This is a genomic window from Mesorhizobium sp. M0088, from assembly GCF_040322895.1.
Classification (GTDB): domain Bacteria; phylum Pseudomonadota; class Alphaproteobacteria; order Rhizobiales; family Rhizobiaceae; genus Mesorhizobium.
The window spans coordinates 1-25,151 of record NZ_JAMYUI010000032.1 but is presented as its reverse complement, the minus strand read 5'-3'; the positions used below and the strand labels follow the sequence as shown (position 1 = coordinate 25,151).

The following is a 25,151-nucleotide window of genomic DNA, read 5'->3' as shown; positions in this document are numbered from 1 at the left end:
TACTGCAAAAACATTTATGTCCGCAAGAATTCCGCTATCTGGCTGAAAACACTGACGAACATCGCTTCGGTCAGCACGCCGGTATTGGTGTTGTAGCGTGAGCAGTGATAGCTCGAAAACAGCGTGACGCCACCGGCCGGCAGCTGCCCGCCATGCTTGAACGGGTAGGCGGCGACGCGCCCACCCAGCGCCCGCACCGTCGACTGATGCGCGATCGATCCCAGTGCCAGCACGGCGCGCAAATTAGGGAACCGGGCGATCGTCGGCACCAGGAATGTCCGGCACGTGGCGATCTCGGCGCCCACCGGTTTGTTCTCCGGCGGCACGCAGCGCACCGCATTGGTGATTGCGGTTCCGACAAGCTCCAATCCGTCATCGGGCCTGGCCTTGAATTCACCGCGCGCAAAACCGTGCGAAATCAGCGTCGAGTAGAGCAGGTCGCCGGCATAGTCGCCGGTGAAGGGCCGTCCTGTGCGGTTCGCGCCGCGCAGCCCGGGCGCCAACCCGACGATCAGAAGCCGGACGGCGTCGTCGCCTTCCGGCGGCAAAAAAGTCGGCACCGGTGCGTTGAACCAGGATGGTTCGCGCTGCCGCCACTCGGCGATGAAGTCGTGCAACCGCGGGCAGAGTGGGCAGTCGCGACTAGGCTCTGAGGCGCAAAGGGCGGTCAAGGCGACCGGCCTCAGTAATCATCCTCGTCGACTTCGGCCGGCTCGGGCTTGCGCACCAGCCGCTCGGACGGATCGCGGCCAACGTCGTTCTTCAAGGTCGTCAGGTCGATGAAATGGTCAGCCTGGCGGCGCAGATCGTCGGAGATCATCGGCGGCTGCGAGGCCATGGTCGAGACGATCGACACCTTGCGGCCGCGCCGCTGCAGCGCCTCGACCAGCGTGCGGAAATCGCCGTCGCCGGAAAAGATGACATAGTGGTCGACGACATCGGCGAGCTCCAGCGCATCGACCGTGAGCTCGATGTCCATATTGCCCTTGATCTTGCGGCGGCCGGTCGAGTCGGTGAATTCCTTGGCCGGCTTGGTGACCACCTTGAAGCCGTTGTAGTCGAGCCAGTCGATCAGCGGACGGATCGAGGAGTATTCCTGATCCTCGACCAGCGCCGTGTAATAATAGGCGCGCAGGAGATAGCCACGTTTCTGGAAGCTCGACAGGAGCTTGCGATAGTCGATGTCGAAGCCGAGCGCGCGCGACGTCGCATAGAGATTGGCGCCGTCGATGAATAGGGCGATTTTTTCACGAGGGTCGAACATGGAAAATATTCCTTCTCGAAATAAACGGCCGTCTAAACGAAATGCGATAGCGACGTTCGGTCAGGCTCATAATAAACCGGCTGACCTCCACGCCATCCGAGATAGCGCCAGATTCACGGCAATCCAAGGGCGCGTGCGGCACTGCAAGCAATTGTGATCGGGACACCGAACACATAAGCACAGCCAGTTTTTGCCGAATCGGGTGTTTCAACGAAGGATTGGGCGCCCTGCAGCCCGGCCATTGCCATGATGCTTGTATTTTGGCGGCGTTCGGGTTATGGACCGCGCCTGTTTTCCATCAAATCCATCGCATGAAAGGGGCAATCCATGGCCCGCGTAACCGTTGAAGATTGCATCGACAAGGTCGACAACCGCTTCGAACTGGTGCTGCTTGCCGGCCACCGTGCCCGGCAGATCAGCCAGGGCGCGCCGATCACCGTGCCGCGTGACAACGACAAGAACCCGGTCGTGGCGCTGCGCGAGATCGCCGATGAGACGCTGTCGCCCGACGACCTCAAGGAAGATCTGATTCATTCGCTGCAGAAGCATGTCGAGGTCGACGAGCCCGAGGCCGATGGCGAGGCGATTGCCGATCAGACCGGCACCGCCGTTGCTGCCACCGATGCCGACGACACCGAGGAGAACATCACCTTCGACCGCATGACCGAGGAAGATCTCCTGGCCGGCATCGAGGGTCTGGTGCCACCGGAAAAGAGCGACGACTACTAAGAGCCTGGATCAAGCATCCGGCACTTCCGTCCTGGCAGTTTCGTGGCTATCTATGACATGCGCCGTACAGCAGTGCGGCGCATGATTCATTTCACCGCTGCGAGATCCCGCCCATGATGCGTCAGTATGAGCTTGTCGAGCGCGTCCAGCGCTACAAGCCTGACGTCAACGAGGCGTTGCTCAACAAGGCCTATGTCTATGCCATGCAGAAGCATGGCCACCAGAAGCGCGCTTCCGGCGACCCGTATTTCTCGCACCCGCTCGAAGTCGCCGCCATCCTCACCGAGATGCATATGGACGAGGCGACGATCGCGGTCGCCCTGCTGCACGACACCATCGAGGACACGACCGCCACACGGGCGGAGATCGACGATCTGTTCGGCCCCGAAATGGGCAAGCTGGTCGAGGGCCTGACCAAGCTGAAGAAGCTCGATCTCGTCTCGAAGAAGGCCGAGCAGGCGGAAAACCTGAGAAAGCTTCTGCTGGCGATTTCAGAAGATGTCCGCGTGCTGCTGGTCAAGCTCGCCGACCGCCTGCACAATATGCGCACCCTCGACCACATGCCGGAGGCCAAGCGCCTGCGCATCGCCGAGGAGACGATGGATATCTACGCGCCGCTGGCCGGCCGCATGGGCATGCAAGGCATGCGCGAGGAGCTGGAAGAGATCGCCTTCCGCTTCATCAATCCGGAAGCCTATCGCGCCGTCACCGCACGGCTTGCCGAAATCTTCGAGCGCAACAAGGGCGTGCTGACGGACATCGAAAAGGCGCTGTCCACGCTGTTCGAGAAGCATGCGATCAACGCCGGCGTGAAGAGCCGGCAGAAGAAGCCGTGGTCGGTGTTCCGCAAGATGGAGGCCAAGGCGCTGTCCTTCGAGCAGCTCTCGGATATTTTCGGCTTCCGCGTCGTCGTCGACACGGTCGAGGATTGTTACAGGGCGCTTGGCGCCATCCACACCGCGTGGTCGATGGTGCCGGGCCGCTTCAAGGACTACATCTCGACGCCGAAGCAGAACGATTATCGGTCGATCCACACCACCATCGTCGGCCCGTCGCGCCAGCGTGTCGAGCTGCAAATCCGCACCCGCGAGATGAACAAGATCGCCGAATACGGCGTCGCTGCCCATTCGATCTACAAGGACACCGGCGGCAAGACGAATGGCGCCGCCCACGCGATTTCGAAGGAAACCAACGCCTATGCCTGGCTGCGGCGCACCATCGAGCAGCTTGCCGAGGGCGACAATCCCGAGGATTTCCTCGAAAATACCAAGCTGGAGCTGTTCCAGGACCAGGTGTTCTGCTTCACCCCGAAAGGCATGTTGATTGCGCTGCCGCGCGGCGCGACGCCGATCGATTTCGCCTACGCGGTGCACACCGATGTCGGCGACACCTGCGTCGGTGCCAAGGTCAACGGCCGCATCATGCCGCTGATGACGGAGCTGAAGAACGGCGATGAGGTCGAGATCATCCGCTCCAAGGCGCAGGTGCCGCCGGCGGCATGGGAATCGGTCGTCGTCACCGGCAAGGCGCGCTCGGCCATCCGCCGTGCCACCAAGAACGCCATCCGCAAGCAATATTCGGGTCTCGGCATCCGCATCCTGGAACGCGCCTTCGAGCGTGCCGGCAAGACCTTCACCAAGGAGAGCCTGAAGCAGGTGCTGCACAGGCTGGCGCGCAAGGACATCGAGGATGTGCTGGCCTCCGTCGGGCGCGGCGAGCTCGCCTCCACCGACGTCATGAAGGCGGTATTCCCCGACTACAAGGATGAGCGCGTCACTACGGCCGTCCCCAAGCCGCGCGAGGAGGGCTGGTCGAAGATCCGCAATGCCGCCGGCATGTTGTTCCAGATTCCGGGTCGTGCCGCGCGCAAGGACAAGGACCAGCCACGCGATGGCGCCGTGCCGATCCGCGGCGTGCGCGGTGATCTGCCGGTGCGCTTCGCGCCGGAGGGGGCAGTGCCTGGCGATCGCATCGTCGGCATCGTCCAGCCGGGCACCGGCATCACCATCTATCCGATCCAGTCGCCGGCGCTGCAGGCGTTCGACGACCAGCCCGAGCGCTGGATCGACGTGCGCTGGGACATCGACGAGCGCACCAAGGAACGCTTTCCGGCGCGTGTCTCGGTCACCGCCATCAACGCGCCGGGGTCACTCGCCGATATAGCGCAGGTGGTTGCCTCGAACGACGCCAATATCCATACGCTGTCGATGGTGCGCACTGCGCCCGACTTCACCGAAATGCTGATCGATCTCGAAGTCTGGGATCTCAAGCACCTCAACCGGCTGCTGTCGCAGCTCAAGGACAATTCGAGCGTCAGCGACGCAAGACGCGTCAATGGCTAGATCATGCTCCGGTTTCGGACAAAGTCATGGTCAATCAAAAAGAGGCAGAAATGAACACCGATGAAGTGCTGGGCATTTTCCGCGAGGCGGGTGCTGTTCTGGAAGGGCATTTCATTTTGACCTCGGGCCTGCGCAGTCCGGTCTTCCTGCAGAAGGCGCGCGTGTTCATGCATGCCGACAAGACCGAGCTACTGTGCAAGGCGCTGGCGGAGAAAATCCGCGCAGGCGTGCCCGGCAAGATCGACTATGTCGTCGGCCCGGCGATCGGCGGGCTGATCCCAGCCTACGAGACCTCGCGCCATCTCCGCGTGCCGGCGATCTGGGTCGAGCGGGAAGGCGGCGAGTTCCGCTTGCGCCGCTTCGAGATCGCCAGGGGTTCGCGTGTCGTCATCGTCGAGGACATCGTCACCACTGGCCTGTCGATCCGAGAGACCATCGAGTGCCTGCGCGATCTTGGCGCCGAGGTAGTGGCCGCGGCCTGCATCATCGACCGTTCGGCTGGCAAGACCGATGTCGGTGTGCCGCTCATCGCGCTGGCCGAGTATGAGGTCCCGGCCTATCCGGCCGACCGGCTGCCGCCGGAGCTTGCCGCCATCCCGGCGATCAAGCCCGGCAGCCGCAACATCTGACGGGGCATTTTTTTCGCCCAACAGTGTGCGGCGGTTTTGGGGAAAGCGACATGCGTGAAGACAAATTGGAAATGATCACCGGCATCGATCATTTCGTGCTGACGGTCGCTTCGCTGGAAGTGACCTGTGAGTTTTACCAGCGCGTGCTGGGTTTTGAGCGCATCGACGCGGCGGATCGGCCGACGGCGCTGGCTTTCGGTATCCATAAGATCAATGTGCATGAGGTCGGCCGCACTTTCGAGCCGAAGGCGAAGTCGCCGACTCCGGGCTCGAGCGATTTCTGCCTGGTCACGGACGGGCCGTTGGATGAGGTCCGTGCCCGGCTCGCGGCCAATGGTGTGGCGGTGGAACTCGGTCCGGTTGAACGTATCGGGGCCCGCGGTCCGATGATGTCAGTCTATTTCCGCGACCCGGACGGCAATCTGGTCGAGGTCAGCGAATACCTGCCGTAGCCGGCGCTCTTCGAAAGAGCGACTGCCAGTTTTCCTTAAATTCGCCGCGATTGTCCAATGTTCGAAGCAAGAACCACCCCGAGGGGCGGCGACGAGTGCGCATCGGGCAGACGCTGCTTGGTTGTTCTTCTGTCAGCGCGTCGTTATATCATGCTTGCGATTGCCATTGGGTGATCGTCAAGCGCAAGATGTGGCTGCCACGCCCGGCTAAGGTGCCGTTGCGGGAGCCGTGGAACGGGAACAGAGTGCTTTTTCGACGCCGCAAGCCTGATGGCCTTTACGAGCGGGTGCGTACCTACCTTTGGCCGCGCCGCTCATTTTCGCGCTCGCTTCAGTATTTTTCCAAGCGCATCCTGCGGCTGAAGGCCACACCGCATGCGGTGGCGGCCGGCGTTGCAGCCGGGGTCTTCGCTTCATTCTTTCCCGTCGGTTTCCATTTCATCATCGCTGCCCTCCTGTGCTGGGTGATCGCCGGCAATCTGGTGGCGGCCGCTCTCGGCGCGGTTTTTTTCGGCAACCCCCTGACCTTCCCGTTGCTATGGGGGGCGTCGTGGGAAACGGGCAAGCTCATCCTGCATGACCGCTTGCCGACGCATGGGCCGCCGGCACATCTGGGCGAGATGTTGCACAACCTCTCCTTCGCGCAATTGTGGAAACCGGTCCTTGAACCGATGCTGATAGGCGCGGTTCCGCTCGGGCTCGCCTTCGGGCTGCTGTTCTACGTCCTCACGCGCTGGGGCATGAACGCTTTCCGCGAACAGCGACGCAAACGTCTGGCCGAGCGCGCAAGCCGGCATGCGCAATCGTCCCATCCCGGCGCAAGCATCGGTTCCACCGCGCGATGATCATCGGCATCGGCAGCGACCTGATCGACATCAGACGCATCGAGAAATCGCTGGAGCGTCACGGCCAGCGCTTCATCCAGAGAATCTACACCGAGATCGAACAGGCGCGTTCCGACAATCGACGCGCCCGCGCGGCCTCCTATGCCAAGCGTTTCGCCGCCAAGGAGGCCTGCGCCAAGGCGCTGGGCACCGGTCTGGCGCAGGGCGTGTTCTGGCGCGACATGGGTGTCGTCAACCTGCCCAGTGGCGCGCCGACCATGGCTCTGACGGGAGGAGCGCAGGCCAGGCTGGACAAGATCCTGCCAAAGGGCCATCGGGCGGCAATCCACCTCACCATCACGGATGATTTCCCGCTCGCTCAAGCCTTTGTGATCATCGAGGCGCTGCCCGTCGAAGAAGCGCCACATTGATTGCCTCTGACGACCGGCATTGACGTTGCCCAGCGCGCGCCGAGACTCTATACCATCCAACGCACAATCGAGGACGACATGAGCGTGGCTGAAAAATCCGAGAAGAAATCCGGCGGGCTTGGCGAGACCGTCAGCGTCATCGTCCAGGCGCTTTTGCTCGCCCTGGTCATCCGCACGCTGCTGTTCCAGCCTTTTTCGATCCCGTCGGGATCAATGCGGCCGACGCTTCTTGAAGGCGACTATCTGTTCGTCACCAAATGGTCCTATGGCTATTCGCGGTACTCGCTGCCTTTCGGCCCCGACATCTTTTCGGGCCGCATCTGGGGCGCCGAGCCGAAGCGTGGCGACGTGGCGGTGTTCAAGTTCCCGCCTGATCCGTCCGTCGACTACATCAAGCGCGTTGTCGGCCTGCCGGGTGACAAGATCCAGGTCAAGGACGGCCAGCTGTTCATCAACGGCGTCGGCGTGCCGCGCGTGAAAACAGGCCAGATCGACAATCCCGACATCACCGAGGAATCGGGCCCGATCGATGTCTATCGTGAGACCTTGCCCAACGGCGTCAGCTACGACACGCTCGACCTGAATTCGAACTCGATCGGCGACAACACCCGCGAATTCGATGTGCCGCCCGGCCACTATTTCATGATGGGCGACAACCGGGACAATTCCGCCGACAGCCGTTTCACCGTCGGCTACGTTCCCGCGGAAAATCTGGTTGGCCGTGCCAATCTTGTTTTCTTCTCGATCGCCGGCAAGGCGAGCCCTCTCGAAATCTGGAAATGGCCGTCGCTGATGCGCGCTTCGCGCCTGTTCCACTTCGTCAATTGATGGCTTTGAAGCGTCCGACAGGCGAAACTCTGGCCGGTTTGGTAAAAGCCAAGACCGGCCACGTCTTCAAGGATATCCGCTTGCTCGAGACCGCCTTGACGCATTCCAGTGCGGTCAAGGCCGCCACCAACAACCAGCGTCTTGAATTTCTTGGCGACCGCGTGCTCGGGCTTGTCGTCGCCGATATGCTTTTCGAAAAATTTCCCGATGCGCCGGAAGGTGAAATCGCGCCGCGCTTCAATGCGCTGGTCGATGCACGGACATGCTCCGAGATCGGCATCGAAATGCAGCTGGAGGATCTGGTCCGCGCCGATTCTGCCTTGAAGATGCGGTCGCGTGGCTCGGGCGGAAACTATCTGGCGGATGCGGTCGAAGCCCTGATCGCGGCGGTTTACGTAGACGGTGGCATCGAGGCCGCGCGGCGGTTTGTCCTGCGCTACTGGGAACCGCGCTCGCATACGGTGATCACAAAGCCGCTCAATCCGAAATCCGATCTGCAGGAATGGATTGCCAAGACCAGCGATATCAGACCCGAATACGTGATCGAAAAACGCGAAGGCCCGGACCACCAGCCCGTCTTCACCGTGTCCTTGCAGGTCCGCGGTTTTGCGCCGATAAGCGGCACTGGCGGCTCCCGCAGGGTTGCCGAAGAAGCGGCGGCTTCGGCATTTCTTGTGCGCGAAGGCGTCTGGGCCACCACATCGGCCCAAAAATCGGAGGGCGCGCGACCCTCCAGTGAAGGGAGTGCGGCATGACCGCTACCGAAGAGCCGGCGACCGCAGCCGCCGCCACGCATTCCGGTTTTGTCGCGCTGATCGGCGCGCCCAATGCGGGCAAGTCGACGCTGGTCAACCAATTGGTGGGCGCCAAGGTGTCGATCGTCACCCACAAGGTGCAGACGACCCGCGCCATCGTGCGCGGCATCGCCACGCATGACAATGCGCAGATCGTTTTTGTCGACACGCCCGGCATCTTCAAGCCGAAGCGGAGGCTCGACACGGCGATGGTGACCACCGCCTGGGGCGGGGCCAAGGACGCCGACATCGTGCTGCTTTTGATCGATGCCGAACGCGGCATCAGGGGCGACGCCGACGCCATCCTCGAACGGCTGAAGGATGTGCGCCAGCCAATGGTGCTGATCCTCAACAAGGTCGACCGCGTCAAGCACGAAGCGCTGCTCGCTCTGTCGGCGGCAGCGAACGAAAGGGTGCCGTTCAAGCGCACCTTCATGGTGTCGGCGCTGACCGGTTCCGGCTGCAAGGACGTGCTCGATTATCTGGCCGAGGCTCTACCGGTCGGCCCCTGGTACTATCCGGAAGACCAGATCTCGGACCTGCCGATGCGCCAGCTCGCGGCCGAGATCACGCGCGAGAAGCTGTATCTAAGGCTGCATCAGGAACTGCCCTATTCCTCGCATATCGAGACCGAGAAATGGGAAGAGAAGCCGGATGGCTCGGTGCGCATCGACCAGACCATCTATGTTGAGCGCGACAGCCAGAAGAAGATCGTTCTTGGCCACAAGGGCGAGACAATCCGCGCCATCGGCCAGGCGGCACGCATGGAGATAGCGGGCATCCTCGAACAGAAGGTGCACCTGTTCCTGTTCGTCAAGGTGCGCGAGAACTGGGGCGACGACCCTGAGCGCTATCGCGAGATGGGGCTCGAGTTTCCGCGCTAGGCTCGATGGCCAGCAAGCCGAACATCGACATAGCGCTTGTCAGCCGATTGATCGCCACGCAGTTTCCCCGTTGGAAGGAGCTTGCGGTCAGGCCCGTCGAGTTTGGCGGCTGGGACAACAGAACCTTTCATCTCGGCGACGAGATGACCGTGCGGCTGCCAAGCGCCGCGGCCTATTCCCTGCAGGTGGAAAAGGAGCATCGCTGGCTGCCGAGGCTCGCACCTCTGTTGCCGCTGCCGATCCCGGTGCCGCTGGCGATGGGAGTTCCGGCCGAAAGCTATCCCTGGCACTGGTCCGTTTACCGCTGGATCGAAGGGGAGACGGCAGAGCGCGAGCGTATCGCCAGCTTGCCGCGATTCGCGACCGACCTGGCCGCGTTCCTGGTCGCCTTGCAAATGATCGATGCCACTGGCGGACCGGCGCCGGGACAACACAACTTCTTTCGCGGCGGAGCACTCAGCGTCTACGATGGCGAAACCCGGCAAGCGATTGCAGCCCTCGACGGCAAGATCGATATGGTCGCAGCCCGCGCGGTGTGGGAGGCAGCACTTGCCGCGCCATGGCACGGTGCGCCGGTCTGGTTCCACGGCGACGTCAGTTGGGGAAACCTGCTGGTCAGGCAAGGCCGGTTGGGCGCGGTGATCGACTTCGGAACCTCCGGCGTTGGCGATCCCGCCTGCGATCTGGCGATTGCCTGGACATTGTTTGAAGGCAAAAGCCGGGAGGCGTTTCGCGCCGGCCTTCCAGCCGATGAGGCGATGTGGGCGCGTGGTCGTGGCTGGACGCTTTGGAAGGCGCTGATCACGGTAGCTGGACAGATCGGCGTCAACCCTGTCGAGGTTGAAAAATCCCGTCATGTGATCGATGAGGTGCTTGCCGATCACGCGCGGCGGGGGTGAGGCGCCAAACGTTCAAGGCGCTCTCGCCCACCAGATCCTGATCCTGTCGCCGATCCATCCGCCCCCGTATGGCGCGACCAGGGACATTCTGACCGAGGCGATGCTTTCCCGGACCTATGCGTGCCCACCCGCCTGATCGAGGCGGGGGGAGCGCATCGCCTGCGTCGTTCAGGTCGACTGAGAGGGCGTCACGGAGGAATCGTTTTTCAACGGCTGGCTGCTGTCACAATCGGCGACACGACGGCACTCCAGGAAGTTTCGACCGCCTTGGAGGGGGCAGACACCCTTGGAAGCGTCATCCCGCTTTTCGCCTCGGTATCAGAGCGGGATTTGCAGATGGGCCTTATCTGGCAACAGAAGGGGAGGCGGCAAGAATCGAATAAATTTCGACGGAATTGAGGTATATTTTGCGTATTATGCGGCCATATTGGAAATATAACACGTTATCAGTATAGTTAGACACGAAAGTATCCGTATATATATTTAATAAATGACATTGTGCCATTTGTGCCGCTCGTCGGATTATCAAGTGTTATTTGTGCAACACGGCATTAATCTGTTTGGGGAATTGTCATTATTCCGGAAATCGTCATTGAAGGCAGATGAACGATGGGTATGTTCGCCGCTGAAAAGGGCGAGCGGTGTGAGCCTTTTTCGTTGTGGGGGTGAGGCGGGAAAACATTGCCGCCAGCCACAAATCCGAAGCCATTTATAACTATGACTGGAGAGGTCAGAAAATGAACATCAAGAGCCTCCTTCTCGGCTCAGCCGCGGCCCTGATCGTGGTCAGCGGCGCGCGCGCCGCCGACGCTGTCGTCGTCGCCGAACCGGAACCGGCCGAATACGTCAAGATCTGCGACGTCTACGGCGCCGGTTACTTCTACATTCCGGGCACCGAGACCTGCCTGCGCATCGGCGGCTATCTGCGCTATGACATGGGCGCTGGCGATTCCGGCGCGCTGGATGGCGCCAATAACGTTCCGGATACCGAGGACGGCGACAGCAACGATACCTGGTATAAGAACATGCGTTTCACGCTGAGGACTTATACCGGCCAGGAAACCGAGCTCGGCACGTTGAAGACCTTTACCGAGACTCGCTTTCAATTCGGCAACAGCAGCGGCAACTATGAGACTAGTGGCTCTGGCTGGCAGGCCGGCAACAAGGCCACCAGCCTCAATTTCGCCTGGATCCAGCTCGGTGGCCTGCGCGTCGGTAAGGATGAAACGGTATACGATCAGTTCATCGGTTATGCCGGCAACGTCATCCAGGACACGCTCATCCCGTATGGTGTCAAGGATACCAATCTCATCAGCTACTACTTCGACGCAGGCAGCGGCTTCACGGGCGTGGTCTCGCTCGAAGAAGGCACCGGCGTCAACACGATCGACAGCTATGTTCCGCATGTCGTCGGCGGTTTGAAGTACAAGGGCGACTGGGGTGCGATCACCGGCGTCGTGGCCTATGACAGCAATTATGAGGAAGTGTCCGGCAAGGTCCGTTTGGACGTCAACGTCAGCAAGGAACTGACGCTGTTCGTCATGGGCGGCTACGGCACCAACGACAACATCAACGACTTCGGCACAGGCCGTACCCAATACAAGCCATGGGGCGGAAACTGGGCGATCTGGGGCGGCGGCACCTACAAGTTCAACGACAAGACCTCGTTCAACGCCCAGGTCTCCTATGACGACTGGAAGAACCTCGGCGTCGCGGCCAACGTGGCCTATACCATTGTGCCCGGCTTTACGATCACGACTGAAGTCGATTACCTCAATGCAGGAAAATTCGACGACTTGGACTTCAACAACTGGACGAAGGCCGACAAGAAGAGCAGCGTCGGCGGCATCGTTCGCTTCCAGCGCAATTTCTAACGGATCGACTGACCCCACCAGCCCGCCCGCAGCACATCGCTGCGGGCGGTTTTTTATGCATTGGCATGAGAGTTACCCGGGGGCCAAGCCCATACCTTGATTTCGCCACCCGATCGGTGAAAAGCTCCTGAAATGGAATGGCGCGACGAGGGAATCATTCTCGGCACCCGCAAGCATGGCGAAACCAGCGCCATTCTCGAGGTGTTGACGCGAGCGCATGGCCGTCATCTCGGCCTTGTTCGTGGCGGCCGTTCGCGCAAGCAGCAGCCTGTGCTCCAGCCCGGCAACCGTGTCGACCTGTTGTGGCGAGCGCGCCTTGACGAGCACCTCGGCACGTTCCAGGCCGAGGCGATCGAGATGAACGCGGCCCGGTTGATGGACAGCGCCGTCGCCGTCTACGGATTGCAGACCATGGCCGCGCATCTGCGCCTGCTGCCCGAGCGCGACGCGCATGAAGGTCTCTACGAAACGCTTGCCGTGATGATCGTCCATCTCGACGACGCCGACGTTGCCGGCGAACTGGTGGCGCGCTTCGAGCTTCTGGTGCTGGACGAACTCGGCTTCGGCCTCGATCTCAGCCAATGCGCCGCCACCGGCACGCGACAGGACCTGGCCTATGTCTCACCGAAGTCGGGACGTGCGGTATCGCGCGAAGCCGGTTTGCCGTGGCGCGACAAGATGCTGGCTCTGCCGGCCTTCCTGCAGCGCGGCTCCGGCCTGCGCGCCGATGCGGCTGATGTCGACGACGCCTTCCGGCTCACCGGCTTCTTCTTCAACCGCCACGTCTATGAGCCGCGCGGCATCGAGCCGCCGGACGCTCGTACCGGCTTCCTCGCCGCCTTGCGCAAACATCACGCGCGCGGCAAGGCCATAGCTGGCGAAGACGCAGCCAGAGAAATCATCACATGAGCGAGGTCGAACTTTATCCTGGCCGGGTCTCACCGCTCGGCCTCGGCACCATTCCGCACGCCGACATCCTGAAATACACCGGTTTGGAATTGCTGCAGCGCATCGTCGACGGCAAGTATCCGGCGCCGCCGATTTCCTTCCAGCTGAATTTCACTCTCACCGAAGTCTCGGAAGGGCGCGCTGTCTTTCGTGGCATGCCGAGCGAGCGCCATCTCAATCCGCTGGGCAGCGTGCATGGCGGCTGGGCGGCGACGCTGCTCGATTCGGCACTGGCCTGTGCCGTGCAGACGCTGCTCGAAAAGGGCGAGGCCTATACCACGGCGGAGTTCAAGGTGAATTTGACGCGTCCCATCACGCCGAAGACCGGCGAGGTGGTGTGCGAGGGCAGGGTTGTTCACAAGGGCCGCACGTTGGCGGTGTCGGAAGCGACGCTGAAGGATGCCGGCGGCAAGCTGCTGGCTTTCGGCACCGAAACATGCTCGATCTTTCCGGCCGCCAATCTGGCGGCGCGTTGACTGGCGGCGCATTGAGTTTTCCGAGCTTGGATTTTCTGGCCGTTTGGCCGCCGCATTTGAATGTCAGTAAGACGAATGTCAGTGAAAACTGGCCTGGTTTGGGGGAACCGCCATGTTTGAAAGCCTGATCGGCCTTGTCGCCATCATCGCCTTGTTCGTCATCATTTCGCGCCAGCAGAGCCGCATCGGCCTTGTCGAGCGCGAGCTTGGCGCACTGCGCAGCCTTGTGCTCTCGGGAGCCGTGCCGCCTGCGGCCAGGCCGTCCGAACAGGCGGTGGCCGACAACGCGCCCGCCGATATGGCTCCGGACGTAGCGGCCGCGGCCGATATTGTCCCGCCGGAGGTAAGCGCAGCGGTCACAGCCCCGGCGCCAGCCACGGACACGGAAGACTCGACCGGCGAGATCGTCTCCGGGCCGTGGACCGCTCCAGAACCGGCACCGACGGCAGTGGAACCTGCAGAGCTTCCCGCAGCGGCGAAAGCCGCCCGCCAATCCGATGTCGAAACCGCGCTCGGTACCCGCTGGGCGGTCTGGGTTGGCGGCATCGCGCTGGCGTTGGGCGGCCTGTTCCTGATCCGCTACACCATCGAAGCCGGCATTTTCGGCCCCGGCGTGCGGCTGGCCATGGCCGGCGTGCTCGGCCTTGTGCTGGTGGCCGGCGGCGAATTCATCCGTCGCACCGGCTTCAAGGTGCCGGTGCAAGGGGCCGCCGGCGCTTATATTCCAGCGATCCTGACTGCCGCCGGTGCCTTCATCCTGTTCGGCACCGTCTATGCCGCGCATGGCATCTACGGCTTCATCGGCCCGGCACTCGCCTTCACGCTGCTCGGCGTCATCGGCGCGGCGACGATCGCGGCAGCCCTTGTCCATGGCCAGGCGCTGGCCGGCATCGGCCTCGTCGGCGCCATGGTGACGCCAGTGCTGGTCGCCTCGCAGGCGCCCAGTCCCTGGGCGCTGTTCGGCTATCTCGCGATCGTGCTCGCAGCGACCGGCGTCATCGCCCGCATGCGCGACTGGAAATTACTGATGGCGGCCGCCTTTTTCGGCACCGGTGGCTGGACCATCCTCTATATGACCGATGCGCCGGGGGCGAACCTCTCTGCCATCCTGTTCATCGACGCCGTCACGCTGGCCGTGCTCGCCCTTGTCTGGCTCGCTCGCCGTGACGACGAAACCGGACCAGCCAGGGCTTTCGACTGGCCGTCCATCGTGCCCGGCCTGTTCGTCGCATTCTCGGCGCTGGGCCTGTCGGTCGACCCGGCCTTCGCTGCCGCCGGCTACGCCTTGCCGGGCGCCGTGGTGATCGCCGCGATGGTGGTCGTCGCGCTTTATCGGCCCCTGGCGCTGCCGCTCGTCTATGCCGCGGGACTGGTCACTGTGCTGATCTATCTCGGCATCATCCCGCCCACCTCGATTGCTTCCGATTTTTCGGGCGGCGCCCTGGGCGTCGATGGACTGCCCGTGGCCACGTCCAACGCGCTGACCTTGCGCATCGGCATCGTGCTCGGCCTGGTCTTCATCGGCGCCGGCTTCTGGGCCGCGCGCCGGTTCGCCGCCGGCACGCAGATCCGCGCGGCCTCATGGGCAGCGTGGGGCGTCATCGTCCCGCTGGTCATCCTGCTGGCACTCTGGTTCACATTCGGCAATCTCGACCGTGATCTTGTCTACGCCGCCGCAGCGGCACTGCTGGTCGTCATTTTCGCCGCCGGCGGCGAGTGGATCGCGCGGGCCGAGGAGCCGCCGCTCAAGGGCGGTGTCGCGGTGTCGTTTGCCCTGGGCGGCGCGGCCATCGCCGGGCTGCTGCTGATGCATATGGCTTTCGATTCCGGCTGGACCACCATCCTGCTCGGTGCGGCGGCCATCGTGCCGGCGCTGACTACGCGCTGGCGCGCCTATCCGGTGCTCGGCTGGATTTCGGTCGGCGCGGTGATCGCGGTGCTTGGCCGCGTCGCTTTCGACCCGACCATCGTCGGTGCCGGGTTCCTGTCGACGACGCCGGTGTTCAACTGGCTGCTGCCAGCCTACGGCGTGCCGGCACTGGCCTTCGGCTTTGCCGCCTGGCAGCTTGCGCGCACCACGAATGGCCGGCCGCGCCTTGCCATGGAGGCGGCTGCGGCGCTGTTTGCGCTGCTCACGCTCGCTATGCTGGTGCGCCACGCCATGCACGGCGGCGTCATCGACACGGGTGCCATGACGCTCGCCGAACAGTCGATCTACACCCTGATCGCCATCGGCGCCGGCGCCATCCTGGTCGCCATCGACATGCGCTCGCCAAGCTCGGTGCTGCGCTATGGTTCGATGGCCGCCGGTGTGGCCTCGGTCGCCTTCATCGTTGTCAGGCACTTCGTCGTGCTGAATCCGCTGTTGTCAGACGAATCGACAGGCCGCATCCCGGTGTTCAACCTGTTGTTCCTCGCCTATCTCCTGCCTGCGGTCGCCGCCGGGGGACTGGCGCTCTACGCTAGGGACAAGCGGCCAAAATGGTATGCGCAGATGCTTGCCGTGGTGGCTGCCGTGCTTGCCTTCGCCTATGCCACGCTGTCGGTGAGGCGCCTGTTCAAGGGCGAGTTCATCGGCTTGTGGAGCGGCCTCGGCCAGTTGGAAACCTACACCTACTCGGCGCTTTGGCTGGTGATTGGCGTTGCGCTCCTCACAGCCGGTGTCTGGTTGAAATCGCAGGTGCTGCGCGTCGCCTCGGCCGCGCTGATCGCGATCGCCGTGCTGAAGGTCTTCATCTTCGACATGTCGGAGTTGGAAGGCGTGCTGAGGGCGCTGTCGTTCATCGGCCTTGGCGCCGTGCTGATCGGCATCGGCCTGTTTTATCAGCGGCTTTTGACGCGGGCGGCGCGGGAAAACGGATAAAGGCAAGCAAGAACAATAAGATTTCACCCCGACCGGGAATAAATCGGTACTCACCGGCGTTATCTCATGGCTTGGGTGACCGGGGCGGGAGACCGCTTCGCGCTGGCCGCTTGCGCCGCGCCCGGAAGGCGCGTTCAATTGGGATCAATAAGGGCGACCTCGAAAACCAGCGGTCATGGACGAAAAGAAGGCAGCAATCCTTGGCGAAATACCGCGCCTGCGCCGCTACGCACGCTCGCTTTTGCGCGACCGCGACGCTGCCGACGACCTTGTCCAGGATTGCCTCGAGCGGGCGCTTGTGCGGCTCGACAACTGGCAGACGGGAGAAAGCCCCCGGAGGTGGCTGTTTACGATCATGCATCATTTGTTCATCGACCAGATGCGCAAGGTGAACCGCCGCGGCGAGGCGGCGATGCTGCCGCTGGAGGCGGGCGAGGCCGTTGCCCAGCCGGCCGAGCAGGTGGAGAGCATTGCCTCGCGCGAGATCGTCGACGCATTGCAGGCGATCAGCCCCGACCGTCGCGCAGCCCTTGTCATGGTTGCCATCGAAGGTTTTTCCTATGCCGAAGCCGCCAACATTCTGGGCGTGCCTGCGGGCACGCTGATGTCGCGCATTGCGCGCGGGCGTGAGGAATTGCGCGGGTTGCTGGACGACACGGCGCGCCGCCGCGCGATAAGGATCGTCGAGAAATGATCCGCCGCGACTTTTCCGAACGTGACATCCATATGGCGCTCGATGGCGAGCTGCCCGGCGATGAGCGCGCGGCCTACGATGCCTGGCTCGACGCCAATCCCGAGATGAAGGCCAGGAGCGCCCGTTTCACCGCCGACCGGGCGGCGCTGCGTGCCGCCTTCGCCGACGTGCTGGACGAAGCCGTGCCTGGGCACTTGCACAAGGTCGTGCTTGGCGAGGTGCCGGTCAAGGCAGCTGTGCCACGCTCACGCTGGTGGCTTGCCGCTGCTGCCGCCGTGCTTCTGGCCGTAGGCGGACTTGGTGGCTATTTTGCCGGCATCGATGGCATCGGCCAGGAGGACCCGGCCGAAGATCGGCTGGCCGAGCAGGCAATCGCGGCTCATGTCATCTATGCCGCCGAAAAGCGGCATGCCGTCGAGGTGCCGGCCAGCGACAAGGACCATCTGCAGACATGGCTGTCCAACCGGATAGGGCTGAATCTGGTGGCGCCGGACCTGACCGCCGACGGATTCCAGCTGGTCGGCGGCCGGCTGTTGCCGGCAGGCGAGAGCAAGGCCGCCATGCTGCTTTACGAGGACGGCAATGGGCAGCGTATATCGCTGTTTGTCACCACGGAATCGACGGAGAATGCCAAGGGCACCTACGCCGCCGCGCAAGATGGACCCGAGGCCGTCTACTGGCTGGACAAGGGCTATGGCTGCGCCGTGGTCGGCTCCTTGCCGCGCGAGCGGCTGGCCGAGGTCGCCAGAAGCGCCTACACGCAACTTGTGAACGGGCTGGCAAGCTGAACGGCATTGCGTTTGCCGGTGCCGTCGATATGCGAATGCCGATCCGGTCGAAGGACCTTTTGCGCCCGTCGGGTCGGCGTCGGATTTGTCACAATTCGGCCCTAATCGAGGTGCGATAGCGCTTGATGAATGCCGTCGCATCGCCCCGGAAATCGGAAGCGGTTTTTGGAACACGAGGCGAAGATTCAAGGTGGTGGAGCGGACTTCGTGCGCCCAGGTGGACGCCGGTTTTCCCAACGCCCTGGTTGGCGTCAAGGACGTGTTCGAGTAGGGCCATTTCCACCACCAATCGAGGTTTTCTGAAGCCGCATGCCTGCCGAGATCCGCACGGCCCGCGCGTCTGACGTCGATGATCTCGCCGCCATTGAGAAAGCTGTTTTCTCAAGCGACCGTATTTCCCGCCGCTCCTTTCGCCTGTTCATCGAGCGTGAAACCGCCGAGACGCTGGTCGCCGAAGTCGACGGCCGCGTGGCCGGCTATGCGATCGTGCTGTTTCGCAAGGGCAGCGGCGTGGCGCGCCTCTACTCGATTGCGACCAGTCCGTTTTTCGGCGGGCTGGGTGTCGGCCGCATGCTGCTCGGATCCGCCGAAGATGCCGCCTTCGAGCACGACCGCATGATGCTGCGTCTCGAAGTTCGCGAGGACAACAGCCGCGCGATCCGCATCTACGAACAGGCCGGGTATCGCAAGATCGGCCGCGAGCCCGGCTACTATGAGGATGGCGAAACGGCACTTCGCTACGAAAAGACCTTGCGTGGCGACATTCCGATCGCCACCAAGGTGCCGTTCTACCCGCAGACCTGCGAATTCACCTGCGGCCCGTGCTGCCTGATGATGGCGATGGCCAATTTCGATCGCGGCTTCGTGCCGGATCCGGTCATGGAAATCCGCCTGTGGCGTGAAGCGACGACCGTCTTCATGATGTCGGGTCCCGGTGGATGCGAGCCGTTCGGCCTCGCTGTCTCGGGCTACGAAAGCGGGCTCGCGGTGGAGATCTACGTTTCCTTCTATGGCGCGCTGTTCCTGCAATCGGTGCGCAGTGAGGACAAGCGCAGGGTGATGGAACTGGCCCAGGTCGACTTTCGCCGACGTGCGGAACTTTACGGCATCCCGGTGAATTACCGTGCATTCACAATCGACGATATCCGCGCTGCGATCGCTGGGGGAAAGCTGGTGCTGGTGCTGATCAGCGGCTTCCTGATGTTTGGCAAGAAGGTGCCGCACTGGGTGCTGGCGATCGGCGATGACGGCGACCATATCCTGATCCACGACCCTTGGGTCGAGGACGAAAGGCAGGAGACCATCCTTGATGCAGCCAACATTCCCGTGCCTTACGGCATCTTCATGAACATGGCGCAGTTCGGTCGCGATGGATTGCGTGCCGCCATCACTCTGGGAAAGCGTGACAGATAATGACCTGGGTCATCCTTACCGGCAGGCAGAGCGATCTCGACCAGGTGGCGACACCGCACAAGATCATCACCAATCGCGACTATCTCGCGCACCCGTCACTGTTTCGCGGCCAGCGGCCGAAGGTCATCAACCTGTCGAACAATTACGGCTACCAGAGCCGCGGCTACTATGCGTCGCTGCTGGCAAGCTCGCGCGGCCACAAGGTGATCCCGACGGTCGAAACGATGATCGACCTGTCGGAGCGCAAGCTCTATGAACACGCACTGCCGGAACTGGAGCTGGCGCTCAACAAATGCCGCAAGGATCTCGCCGGCGTTTTTCCGCAAAAGGTCTGCATCTTCTTCGGCATCGGCCCGTCGAAAATCTGGGACCGCTTCGCCAAACTTCTGTTCGACTGGTTCCGCGCGCCGGCGCTCGAAGTCCACATCAAGGACAGCGCCGAATGGGCCTCGATCCGCAAGATCGGTTTCCATCCGCTGGCGCGGATGACCGAGGACGAGGAAAAAAGCTTCATCCAGTGCCTGGAGACCTACACCAACCGCGAATGGCGCGACACCAAGGGCCGCACGCCGGCGCGCTACACCTTCGCCACGCTGGTCGACCCGCATGAGGAATTGCCGCCATCGGAGATATCGTCGCTGCGCTATTGGGCCAAGATCGCCGAGAAGATGGGTGTCGAAATCGAGCCGATCACCAAGCGGGACCTCGCCAAGCTCGCCAATTACGACGCGCTGTTCATTCGCGAGACCACCTCGATCTCCAACCACACCTATCGTTTCGCCCGCCGCGCCCAGCAGGAAGGCATGCCGGTTATCGACGATCCACTGTCGATGATCCGCTGCACCAACAAGGTCTATCTCAACGAGCTGATGGCCTACAACAAGGTGCCGGTGCCGCCGACGGTGATGATCGCCGGCACCTCGGATCTCGAACTGGCAGCGCAGACGCTGGGCTTTCCGCTGGTGCTGAAAATCCCGGATTCGTCGTTCTCGCGCGGCGTCAAGAAATGCGCCAATTTCGAGGAACTGAAGACGCTTGCTACCGAATGGCTGGAGGATTCCGACCTTCTGATCGCGCAAAAATTCATTCCGACCGAGTATGACTGGCGCGTTGGTGTGCTCGGCGGCCAGCCGCTGTTTGCCGTGCATTATCTGATGGCCAAGAAGCACTGGCAGATCGTCAACCACAAGGCCAACGGCAAGCCCGACCAGGGCGGCATCAAGACCTTCACGCTGAAGGAGACGCCGGCGCATGTCGTCGAGACGGCTGTAAAGGCGGCGCGCTGCATCGGCGACGGGCTCTACGGCGTCGACCTCAAGGAGACCAAGGACGGCGTCTTCGTCATCGAGGTCAACGACAATCCCAACCTCGACCATGGCTGGGAGGATTCCGGCGAGAAGGACGAGGTCTGGGTGCGGCTGACGCAGTGGTTCTTGGAGCGGCTGGACCGGCCGGGGCGGTAATTTGATCGGGGGTAGAACATGCAGTTTATCGTGATCGAGGATTTCACCGGCTGCGATCGCAAGGAGATCTATCGCCGCTTTCGCGACCGCGGCCGCCTGAAACCGGACGAGCTTCTCGTGCACCACAGCTGGATCGCGGCGGACATGAGCCGCTGCTTCCTGCTGGTGGAGACCGATGACGTCACGCTGCTGCAGCGTTGGGTCATCGAATGGGCGGATCTGGTGGAGTTCGAGATCATCCCTGTGGCGACAAACAAGGACATGGCTGAGGCCTTGAGCGGGCACCTCTGATCATCGCCGCACGCTACGTCAACGCAGTGCCGGCGAGTTCACTGCGCGTCGGCATTCGTCGATCAGCCACTGGCGAAACGCCGCCACGACGTCGCGCCTGGCGCTGCGCTCGGGGATCGTCAGGCAATAGGGCTGGCGTAGCTCCAGTGCCTGGGCGAGGGGCCTGACAAGCCGGCCGTCTTCCAGCGCCTCGGCACAGTAGATTCCTTGCGCCAGCGCCACGCCCAATCCCGAAATCGCAAGGTCGAGCGCTGCGCGCGATGAGTTGGCCGAGAGGCCGCGCTGCGCTGCCCGGCCGGGCTCGATGCCGGCCGCCTCGAACCAGTTGTGCCAGGACGGAAAGGACGCACCAGTCGGTCCCCAGCCCGTGTGGATAAGCGGCAGACTGGCGAGGCCTTCGGGTTTGATCGTGTCCGCCAGCCCGGGTGCACACACGGGATAGACCGCGTCCTGGACGATGTCCTCGGTCGGGTGCTCGCGATAATGCGGCCCATAGGAGAGCCTGATGTCGATCAGCTCACGGTCGAACGGCACCGGGTCGTCGTCGCCTCTGAGCGATATGTCGACGGCGCCATGGCTTGCGACAAAACCAGCGAGACGCTGTGAAAGCCAACCCATGGCCATGGATGGCGGCACCGACACCATAAGGCGCGGGCGGAACGTATCGCCGCCCAGCTGGCGCGCGACGCTGCCGATCTCCTGGAAGGCCATGGTCAGCCTGGGCAGCATCTCTACGCCGGCCTCGGTGAGGACGACGCGCCGGTTGACGCGGTGGAACAGCTTGCGGCCCATCTGCTCCTCGACCGCGCGGATGAGCTGGCTGACGGCAGCGGCCGACACCGAAAGCTCCTCCGCTGCCGCGGCAAAGCTGCCTGTACGGGCCGCAGCCTCGAAAGCTTGAAGTCCTTTGAGAGAGGGAGGTACGGCCATAATCACCGAATAGATAAGTTCAGCTTATCTAGATTGCAGAAATCGTCGTTTTTGGAAAGGTTGTTCATTGGCTACAGTGGGTTAATCAAACTCCAGTCTGGATCGAAGCACGTGGATCATCGTGACGTAATTTCATCGTTGACGCAGGAGGAGCGCAACCGGCTGACCGCCAAGTCTGATGCCGCGGGCCTCGTTCAGCTTGCTGCTCATTGGGGCGCGATCGTGGTCGTCGGATCGCTGATCGCTGCCAAGGTGCCGTTCTGGCCACTGCTGATGCTTCCGCAAGGTATCCTCATCGTCTTCCTGTTCACGCTGCTGCACGAGACGGTTCATCGTACGGCTTTCGAGGCGCAATGGCTGAACGATGCCGTGGCGCGGGTGTGCAGCCTGGCGATCGCGCTCCCGGCCGACTGGTTCCGCTACTTCCACTTCGCCCACCATCGATACACGCAAGATCCCGACAATGATCCGGAACTGGCGTTCCCCAAGCCGGAGACATGGCGGCAATACCTCGTCCACATATCCGGCATCCCGTTATGGTGGGGCCACCTGAAGACGCTTTATGCCAACGCGGCGGACCGTGGTCGCGAAAGCTACGTTCCGCCAAAGGGCTATGACAAGGTGCGCATCGAGGCACGCGCCATGATTGCCTTTTATGCCGTGGTCCTTCTGCTGGCCGTCTATTTCCGGCTCTCGGTGCTTGTCTATGTCTGGATCTTGCCCGCTCTGTTGGGGCAGCCGTTTCTGCGCCTCTATCTCTTAGCCGAGCACGGCCGTTGTCCGTTCGTCGCCAACATGCTGGAGAACACCAGGACCACGTTGACCAACTGGCTGGTCCGCAAGCTGGCGTGGAACATGCCGTTCCATGCCGAGCATCATGCCTATCCCGGCGTGCCGTTTCATCAACTGCCGCGGTTTCATGCGCTGATGGAGCGGCATCTCAAGATGGTCGAGCCCGGCTATGTCAGCTTCCACGGCAAATACATCGACACGCTGCGTTGACGATGGCCGGCCTCAGCCGGTCTGGCTGTGCCGCGCCCGGGATCTCAATAGACGCTGGATCTCGGCCGCCGTTGACGGCACGCCGATCAGAAAGCCCTGCGCCTCTGTACAGCCATTGCCGCGCAGGATGTCGAGTTGCACCTCGGTCTCGACCCCCTCGGCGGTGACAGTGATGCCAAGCTCGGCGCCCAGCCCGATGACGGTGCGAACGATCGCCGCGGCGTCACGATTGCCCAGGTCGTGGATGAACGAACGATCGATCTTGATCTTGTCGACGGGAAAACGCCTGAGATAGCCGAGCGAGGAATAGCCGATGCCGAAATCGTCCAGCGCGATGCGGATGCCGAGTTCGCGCAACTGCCGCAGCGTCCTTAGCACCGCCTCGCTTTCGTCCATCAGCACGGTTTCGGTGATTTCAAGTTCCAACCGATCGGCTGGCACGCCGGAGAAAGCCAGCGCCGAGATGACGCTGCGGGCGAAGCTGCCGCTTTTGAGTTGCACGGCCGAGACATTGACCGCGACGCGCAGGCCGGCGGGCCAGTGTGCCGCCGCCGTGCAGGCTTTCCTCAGCGCCCATTCGCCAAGCGGCACGATCAATCCAGTGTCTTCGGCGACCGGAATGAAGCTGTCCGGCGCCACCGTGCCGCGTGTCGGCGAATGCCAGCGCATCAAGGCTTCGGCGCCGACGATCTCCCCGGATGCGATGTTCATGATGGGCTGGAAGTCGAGGTCGAACTCCTGGCGCGGCAGCGCGGTCTCGAGGTCGACCTCCAGCGCACGCCGTGCCTGTACCATAGCGTCCATTCCGGGTTCGAAGAACCGATACTGATTGCGCCCTTCGCTCTTCGCCCGGTAAAGCGCCGTATCGGCGTTCCTCAGCAGCGTGTCGGCATCTTCACCGTCGTCGGGGAAAACCGCGATGCCCAGGCTGATGCCGACATGCATCTCGCGGCTCTTGTCGCGGAACGGCTTTCCGATTGTCTCGACGATGCGCTTCGCGAGTTTTTCTGCATTGGCAATGCCCTTGAAGTTGAACTGGATGATGACGAATTCGTCGCCGCCGAAACGGGCGACCACGTCGGTTTCGTTGTGCAGGCAGCGCTGCAGCCTCTCGGCCACGCTCTTCAGCAGCCAGTCCCCGGCCGGATGTCCCCAGGTGTCGTTGACCGCCTTGAAGCGATCGAGATCGAGCGAAAAGATTGCCAGCGGCGTGACCGCCGTGGCTTCCAGCGCAAGGTCGAGCCGTTCGCGAAACATCGAGCGGTTGGGCAGTCCCGTCAGCGTATCGTGATGCGCAAGATGGATCATGCGCTCTTCGGTGCGGCGACGTTCTGTGACGTCGTCGAAGGTCACTACCCAGCCGCCGCCGTTCATCGGCCGGCGTGTGACCAGAACCGTCCTGCCGTCGGTAAGATGCCGGTAGGCCGAATGCATTTTTGCCGCCGTCAGGCAGGCTTCGGTCTTGGCGACTTCGCTGTCGACGTCGATCTCCGCATAGATGCCGAGTTCCAGCAATCGTTCGAGCGCCTCGCGGTGCGTCGTTCCAAGCGGGAAGTCTGCCGCGGTGACATTGTAGAGTTCAAGAAAACGCCGGTTGCGCACGATCATCTTGCCGTCGGCGCCGTACATCAGCAGGCCTTGCGACATGTTGGCAAGCGCTGCGTCGAAGCGGCGGTGCTGCTCCTTGAGATCCTCTTGCGCGCGGCGCTGCTCGGTGATGTCCTCGTAGATCGAGACCCAGCCGCCCAGAGCCAGAGGGCGGTGCGAGATGCTGACGATGCGGCCGTCCGACAGTGTTTCTTCGTAGGTCGAGGGCTTTGCCTGATCGATATAGGGCTTGCGGATGGCGTAGAGTTCGTCGGCGGTTTGCGAGGCGATGCCGATATCGACGCTGTGGCGCAGAATGTCGAGGAACCGGATGCCGGGCCTTATGACGCTGGCTTCGAGGCAAAAGATGTTCAGGTAGTTGCCGTTGCAGATGATCATCCGCTCGTCGGCGTCGAACATGCACAGGCCGTGCGACATGTTCTCGACCGCAGCCGAAAAGCGTTGGTTCTGCTCGCGCAGTTCGTCTTCCATGTGGCGGGAGCGGTCCATGCCTTCGGCCTCCCGTTTCGGGATGGTCGAACCATCCTTGGCATCAGCGACGGGCATGAGCGCGCCTGCGGACCGTGATCGAACGCGCTATTGTGGCCGCCGCCGGTTAATTTAGCGTTTTAATGCATGTCGCCCAAAAGTGACCTCGGTTTGGAGTGCGCCCCTGGGGGTGGACACTGATCAGGCTGCGGTTTTGCCCGTCTGCCGGATATGTTGATCCTCGAACTGTTGCGGGC

The 25,151-nt window shown here is 62.5% G+C and carries 24 protein-coding genes; 20 read left to right on the top strand and 4 right to left on the bottom strand.

Annotated features, from left to right (window positions below; all coding sequences use genetic code 11):
• Positions 1-14: 14 nt before the first annotated feature.
• A complete protein-coding gene (locus NKJ67_RS30360) occupies positions 15-671 on the bottom strand; it encodes a uracil-DNA glycosylase (RefSeq protein WP_352584940.1) in 657 nt (218 codons plus the stop codon).
• A gap of 11 nt (positions 672-682) precedes the next feature.
• The gene (locus tag NKJ67_RS30355; protein WP_352584938.1) at positions 683-1,264 is read right to left on the bottom strand and encodes a LabA-like NYN domain-containing protein; all 582 of its coding nucleotides are present in this window, start codon (positions 1,262-1,264) and stop codon (positions 683-685) included.
• A gap of 327 nt (positions 1,265-1,591) precedes the next feature.
• Between NKJ67_RS30355 and rpoZ the strand changes: the two genes are divergently transcribed.
• The 19 genes from rpoZ to NKJ67_RS30260 all read left to right on the top strand — a co-directional run bounded on the left by rpoZ (position 1,592) and on the right by NKJ67_RS30260 (position 20,886).
• Positions 1,592-1,993 carry a DNA-directed RNA polymerase subunit omega gene (gene rpoZ / locus NKJ67_RS30350; RefSeq protein ID WP_127382612.1) on the top strand — a complete coding sequence of 134 codons (402 nt, stop codon included), beginning with the start codon at positions 1,592-1,594 and terminating at the stop codon, positions 1,991-1,993.
• Positions 1,994-2,106: 113 nt separating this feature from the next.
• Positions 2,107-4,335 carry a RelA/SpoT family protein gene (locus tag NKJ67_RS30345; protein WP_023812864.1) on the top strand — a complete coding sequence of 743 codons (2,229 nt, stop codon included), beginning with the start codon at positions 2,107-2,109 and terminating at the stop codon, positions 4,333-4,335.
• Between the two features lie 50 nt (positions 4,336-4,385).
• The gene (pyrE, locus tag NKJ67_RS30340) at positions 4,386-4,964 is read left to right on the top strand and encodes an orotate phosphoribosyltransferase (RefSeq protein WP_127267157.1); all 579 of its coding nucleotides are present in this window, start codon (positions 4,386-4,388) and stop codon (positions 4,962-4,964) included.
• Between the two features lie 71 nt (positions 4,965-5,035).
• On the top strand, positions 5,036-5,416 hold the full coding sequence (locus NKJ67_RS30335; RefSeq protein ID WP_352584935.1) for a VOC family protein: 381 nt from the start codon (positions 5,036-5,038) through the stop codon (positions 5,414-5,416).
• 245 nt (positions 5,417-5,661) lie between these two features.
• Positions 5,662-6,261: a DUF2062 domain-containing protein gene (locus NKJ67_RS30330; protein ID WP_352585014.1), complete on the top strand. Its 600-nt coding sequence runs from the start codon at positions 5,662-5,664 to the stop codon at positions 6,259-6,261.
• Entirely contained in the window at positions 6,258-6,671 is a 414-nt protein-coding gene (gene acpS / locus NKJ67_RS30325; protein WP_027038035.1) for a holo-ACP synthase, read from the top strand. The genes NKJ67_RS30330 and acpS overlap by 4 nt, the downstream gene beginning before the upstream one ends.
• Positions 6,672-6,749: 78 nt before the next feature.
• A complete protein-coding gene (gene lepB / locus NKJ67_RS30320) occupies positions 6,750-7,499 on the top strand; it encodes a signal peptidase I (protein ID WP_352584933.1) in 750 nt (249 codons plus the stop codon).
• Positions 7,499-8,254: a ribonuclease III gene (rnc, locus tag NKJ67_RS30315; RefSeq protein WP_127267164.1), complete on the top strand. Its 756-nt coding sequence runs from the start codon at positions 7,499-7,501 to the stop codon at positions 8,252-8,254. The genes lepB and rnc overlap by 1 nt, the downstream gene beginning before the upstream one ends.
• A complete protein-coding gene (era, locus tag NKJ67_RS30310) occupies positions 8,251-9,177 on the top strand; it encodes a GTPase Era (RefSeq protein ID WP_027038032.1) in 927 nt (308 codons plus the stop codon). The genes rnc and era overlap by 4 nt, the downstream gene beginning before the upstream one ends.
• A 5-nt stretch (positions 9,178-9,182) precedes the next feature.
• A complete protein-coding gene (locus tag NKJ67_RS30305) occupies positions 9,183-10,076 on the top strand; it encodes an aminoglycoside phosphotransferase family protein (RefSeq protein WP_352584930.1) in 894 nt (297 codons plus the stop codon).
• 737 nt (positions 10,077-10,813) lie between these two features.
• Positions 10,814-11,950: a porin gene (locus tag NKJ67_RS30300; protein WP_352584928.1), complete on the top strand. Its 1,137-nt coding sequence runs from the start codon at positions 10,814-10,816 to the stop codon at positions 11,948-11,950.
• Between the two features lie 132 nt (positions 11,951-12,082).
• The gene (recO, locus tag NKJ67_RS30295) at positions 12,083-12,859 is read left to right on the top strand and encodes a DNA repair protein RecO (RefSeq protein WP_127321915.1); all 777 of its coding nucleotides are present in this window, start codon (positions 12,083-12,085) and stop codon (positions 12,857-12,859) included.
• Positions 12,856-13,374 (top strand): PaaI family thioesterase, encoded by a 519-nt coding sequence (locus NKJ67_RS30290; RefSeq protein ID WP_027162667.1) that lies wholly within the window; start codon positions 12,856-12,858, stop codon positions 13,372-13,374. Before recO ends, NKJ67_RS30290 begins: the two co-directional genes overlap by 4 nt.
• A 112-nt stretch (positions 13,375-13,486) precedes the next feature.
• Entirely contained in the window at positions 13,487-16,237 is a 2,751-nt protein-coding gene (locus NKJ67_RS30285) for a DUF2339 domain-containing protein (RefSeq protein WP_352584926.1), read from the top strand.
• A 175-nt stretch (positions 16,238-16,412) separates the two neighbouring features.
• Positions 16,413-16,931: an RNA polymerase sigma factor gene (locus tag NKJ67_RS30280; protein ID WP_127372020.1), complete on the top strand. Its 519-nt coding sequence runs from the start codon at positions 16,413-16,415 to the stop codon at positions 16,929-16,931.
• The gene (locus NKJ67_RS30275; RefSeq protein ID WP_127321389.1) at positions 16,928-17,719 is read left to right on the top strand and encodes an anti-sigma factor family protein; all 792 of its coding nucleotides are present in this window, start codon (positions 16,928-16,930) and stop codon (positions 17,717-17,719) included. The genes NKJ67_RS30280 and NKJ67_RS30275 overlap by 4 nt, the downstream gene beginning before the upstream one ends.
• A 309-nt stretch (positions 17,720-18,028) precedes the next feature.
• A complete protein-coding gene (locus NKJ67_RS30270; RefSeq protein ID WP_352584923.1) occupies positions 18,029-19,132 on the top strand; it encodes a peptidase C39 family protein in 1,104 nt (367 codons plus the stop codon).
• Positions 19,132-20,595: a RimK family ATP-grasp domain-containing protein gene (locus NKJ67_RS30265; protein ID WP_127327236.1), complete on the top strand. Its 1,464-nt coding sequence runs from the start codon at positions 19,132-19,134 to the stop codon at positions 20,593-20,595. Before NKJ67_RS30270 ends, NKJ67_RS30265 begins: the two co-directional genes overlap by 1 nt.
• Before the next feature lie 30 nt (positions 20,596-20,625).
• Positions 20,626-20,886, top strand: coding sequence for a DUF3303 domain-containing protein (locus NKJ67_RS30260; RefSeq protein ID WP_236383112.1), 261 nt, complete (start codon positions 20,626-20,628; stop codon positions 20,884-20,886).
• An 18-nt stretch (positions 20,887-20,904) separates the two neighbouring features.
• Here NKJ67_RS30260 and NKJ67_RS30255 read toward each other — a convergent pair whose 3' ends face one another.
• Complete coding sequence (locus NKJ67_RS30255; protein ID WP_256745664.1) at positions 20,905-21,816, bottom strand: LysR substrate-binding domain-containing protein; 912 nt, start codon at positions 21,814-21,816, stop codon at positions 20,905-20,907.
• 111 nt (positions 21,817-21,927) lie between these two features.
• Here NKJ67_RS30255 and NKJ67_RS30250 point away from each other — a divergent pair, with 111 nt between their 5' ends.
• Positions 21,928-22,818 (top strand): fatty acid desaturase family protein, encoded by an 891-nt coding sequence (locus NKJ67_RS30250; RefSeq protein WP_352584920.1) that lies wholly within the window; start codon positions 21,928-21,930, stop codon positions 22,816-22,818.
• A gap of 12 nt (positions 22,819-22,830) precedes the next feature.
• Here the strand turns inward: NKJ67_RS30250 and NKJ67_RS30245 are convergent, their stop codons facing one another.
• A complete protein-coding gene (locus NKJ67_RS30245) occupies positions 22,831-24,972 on the bottom strand; it encodes a putative bifunctional diguanylate cyclase/phosphodiesterase (RefSeq protein ID WP_352584919.1) in 2,142 nt (713 codons plus the stop codon).
• Between the last annotated feature and the right edge of the window lie 179 nt (positions 24,973-25,151).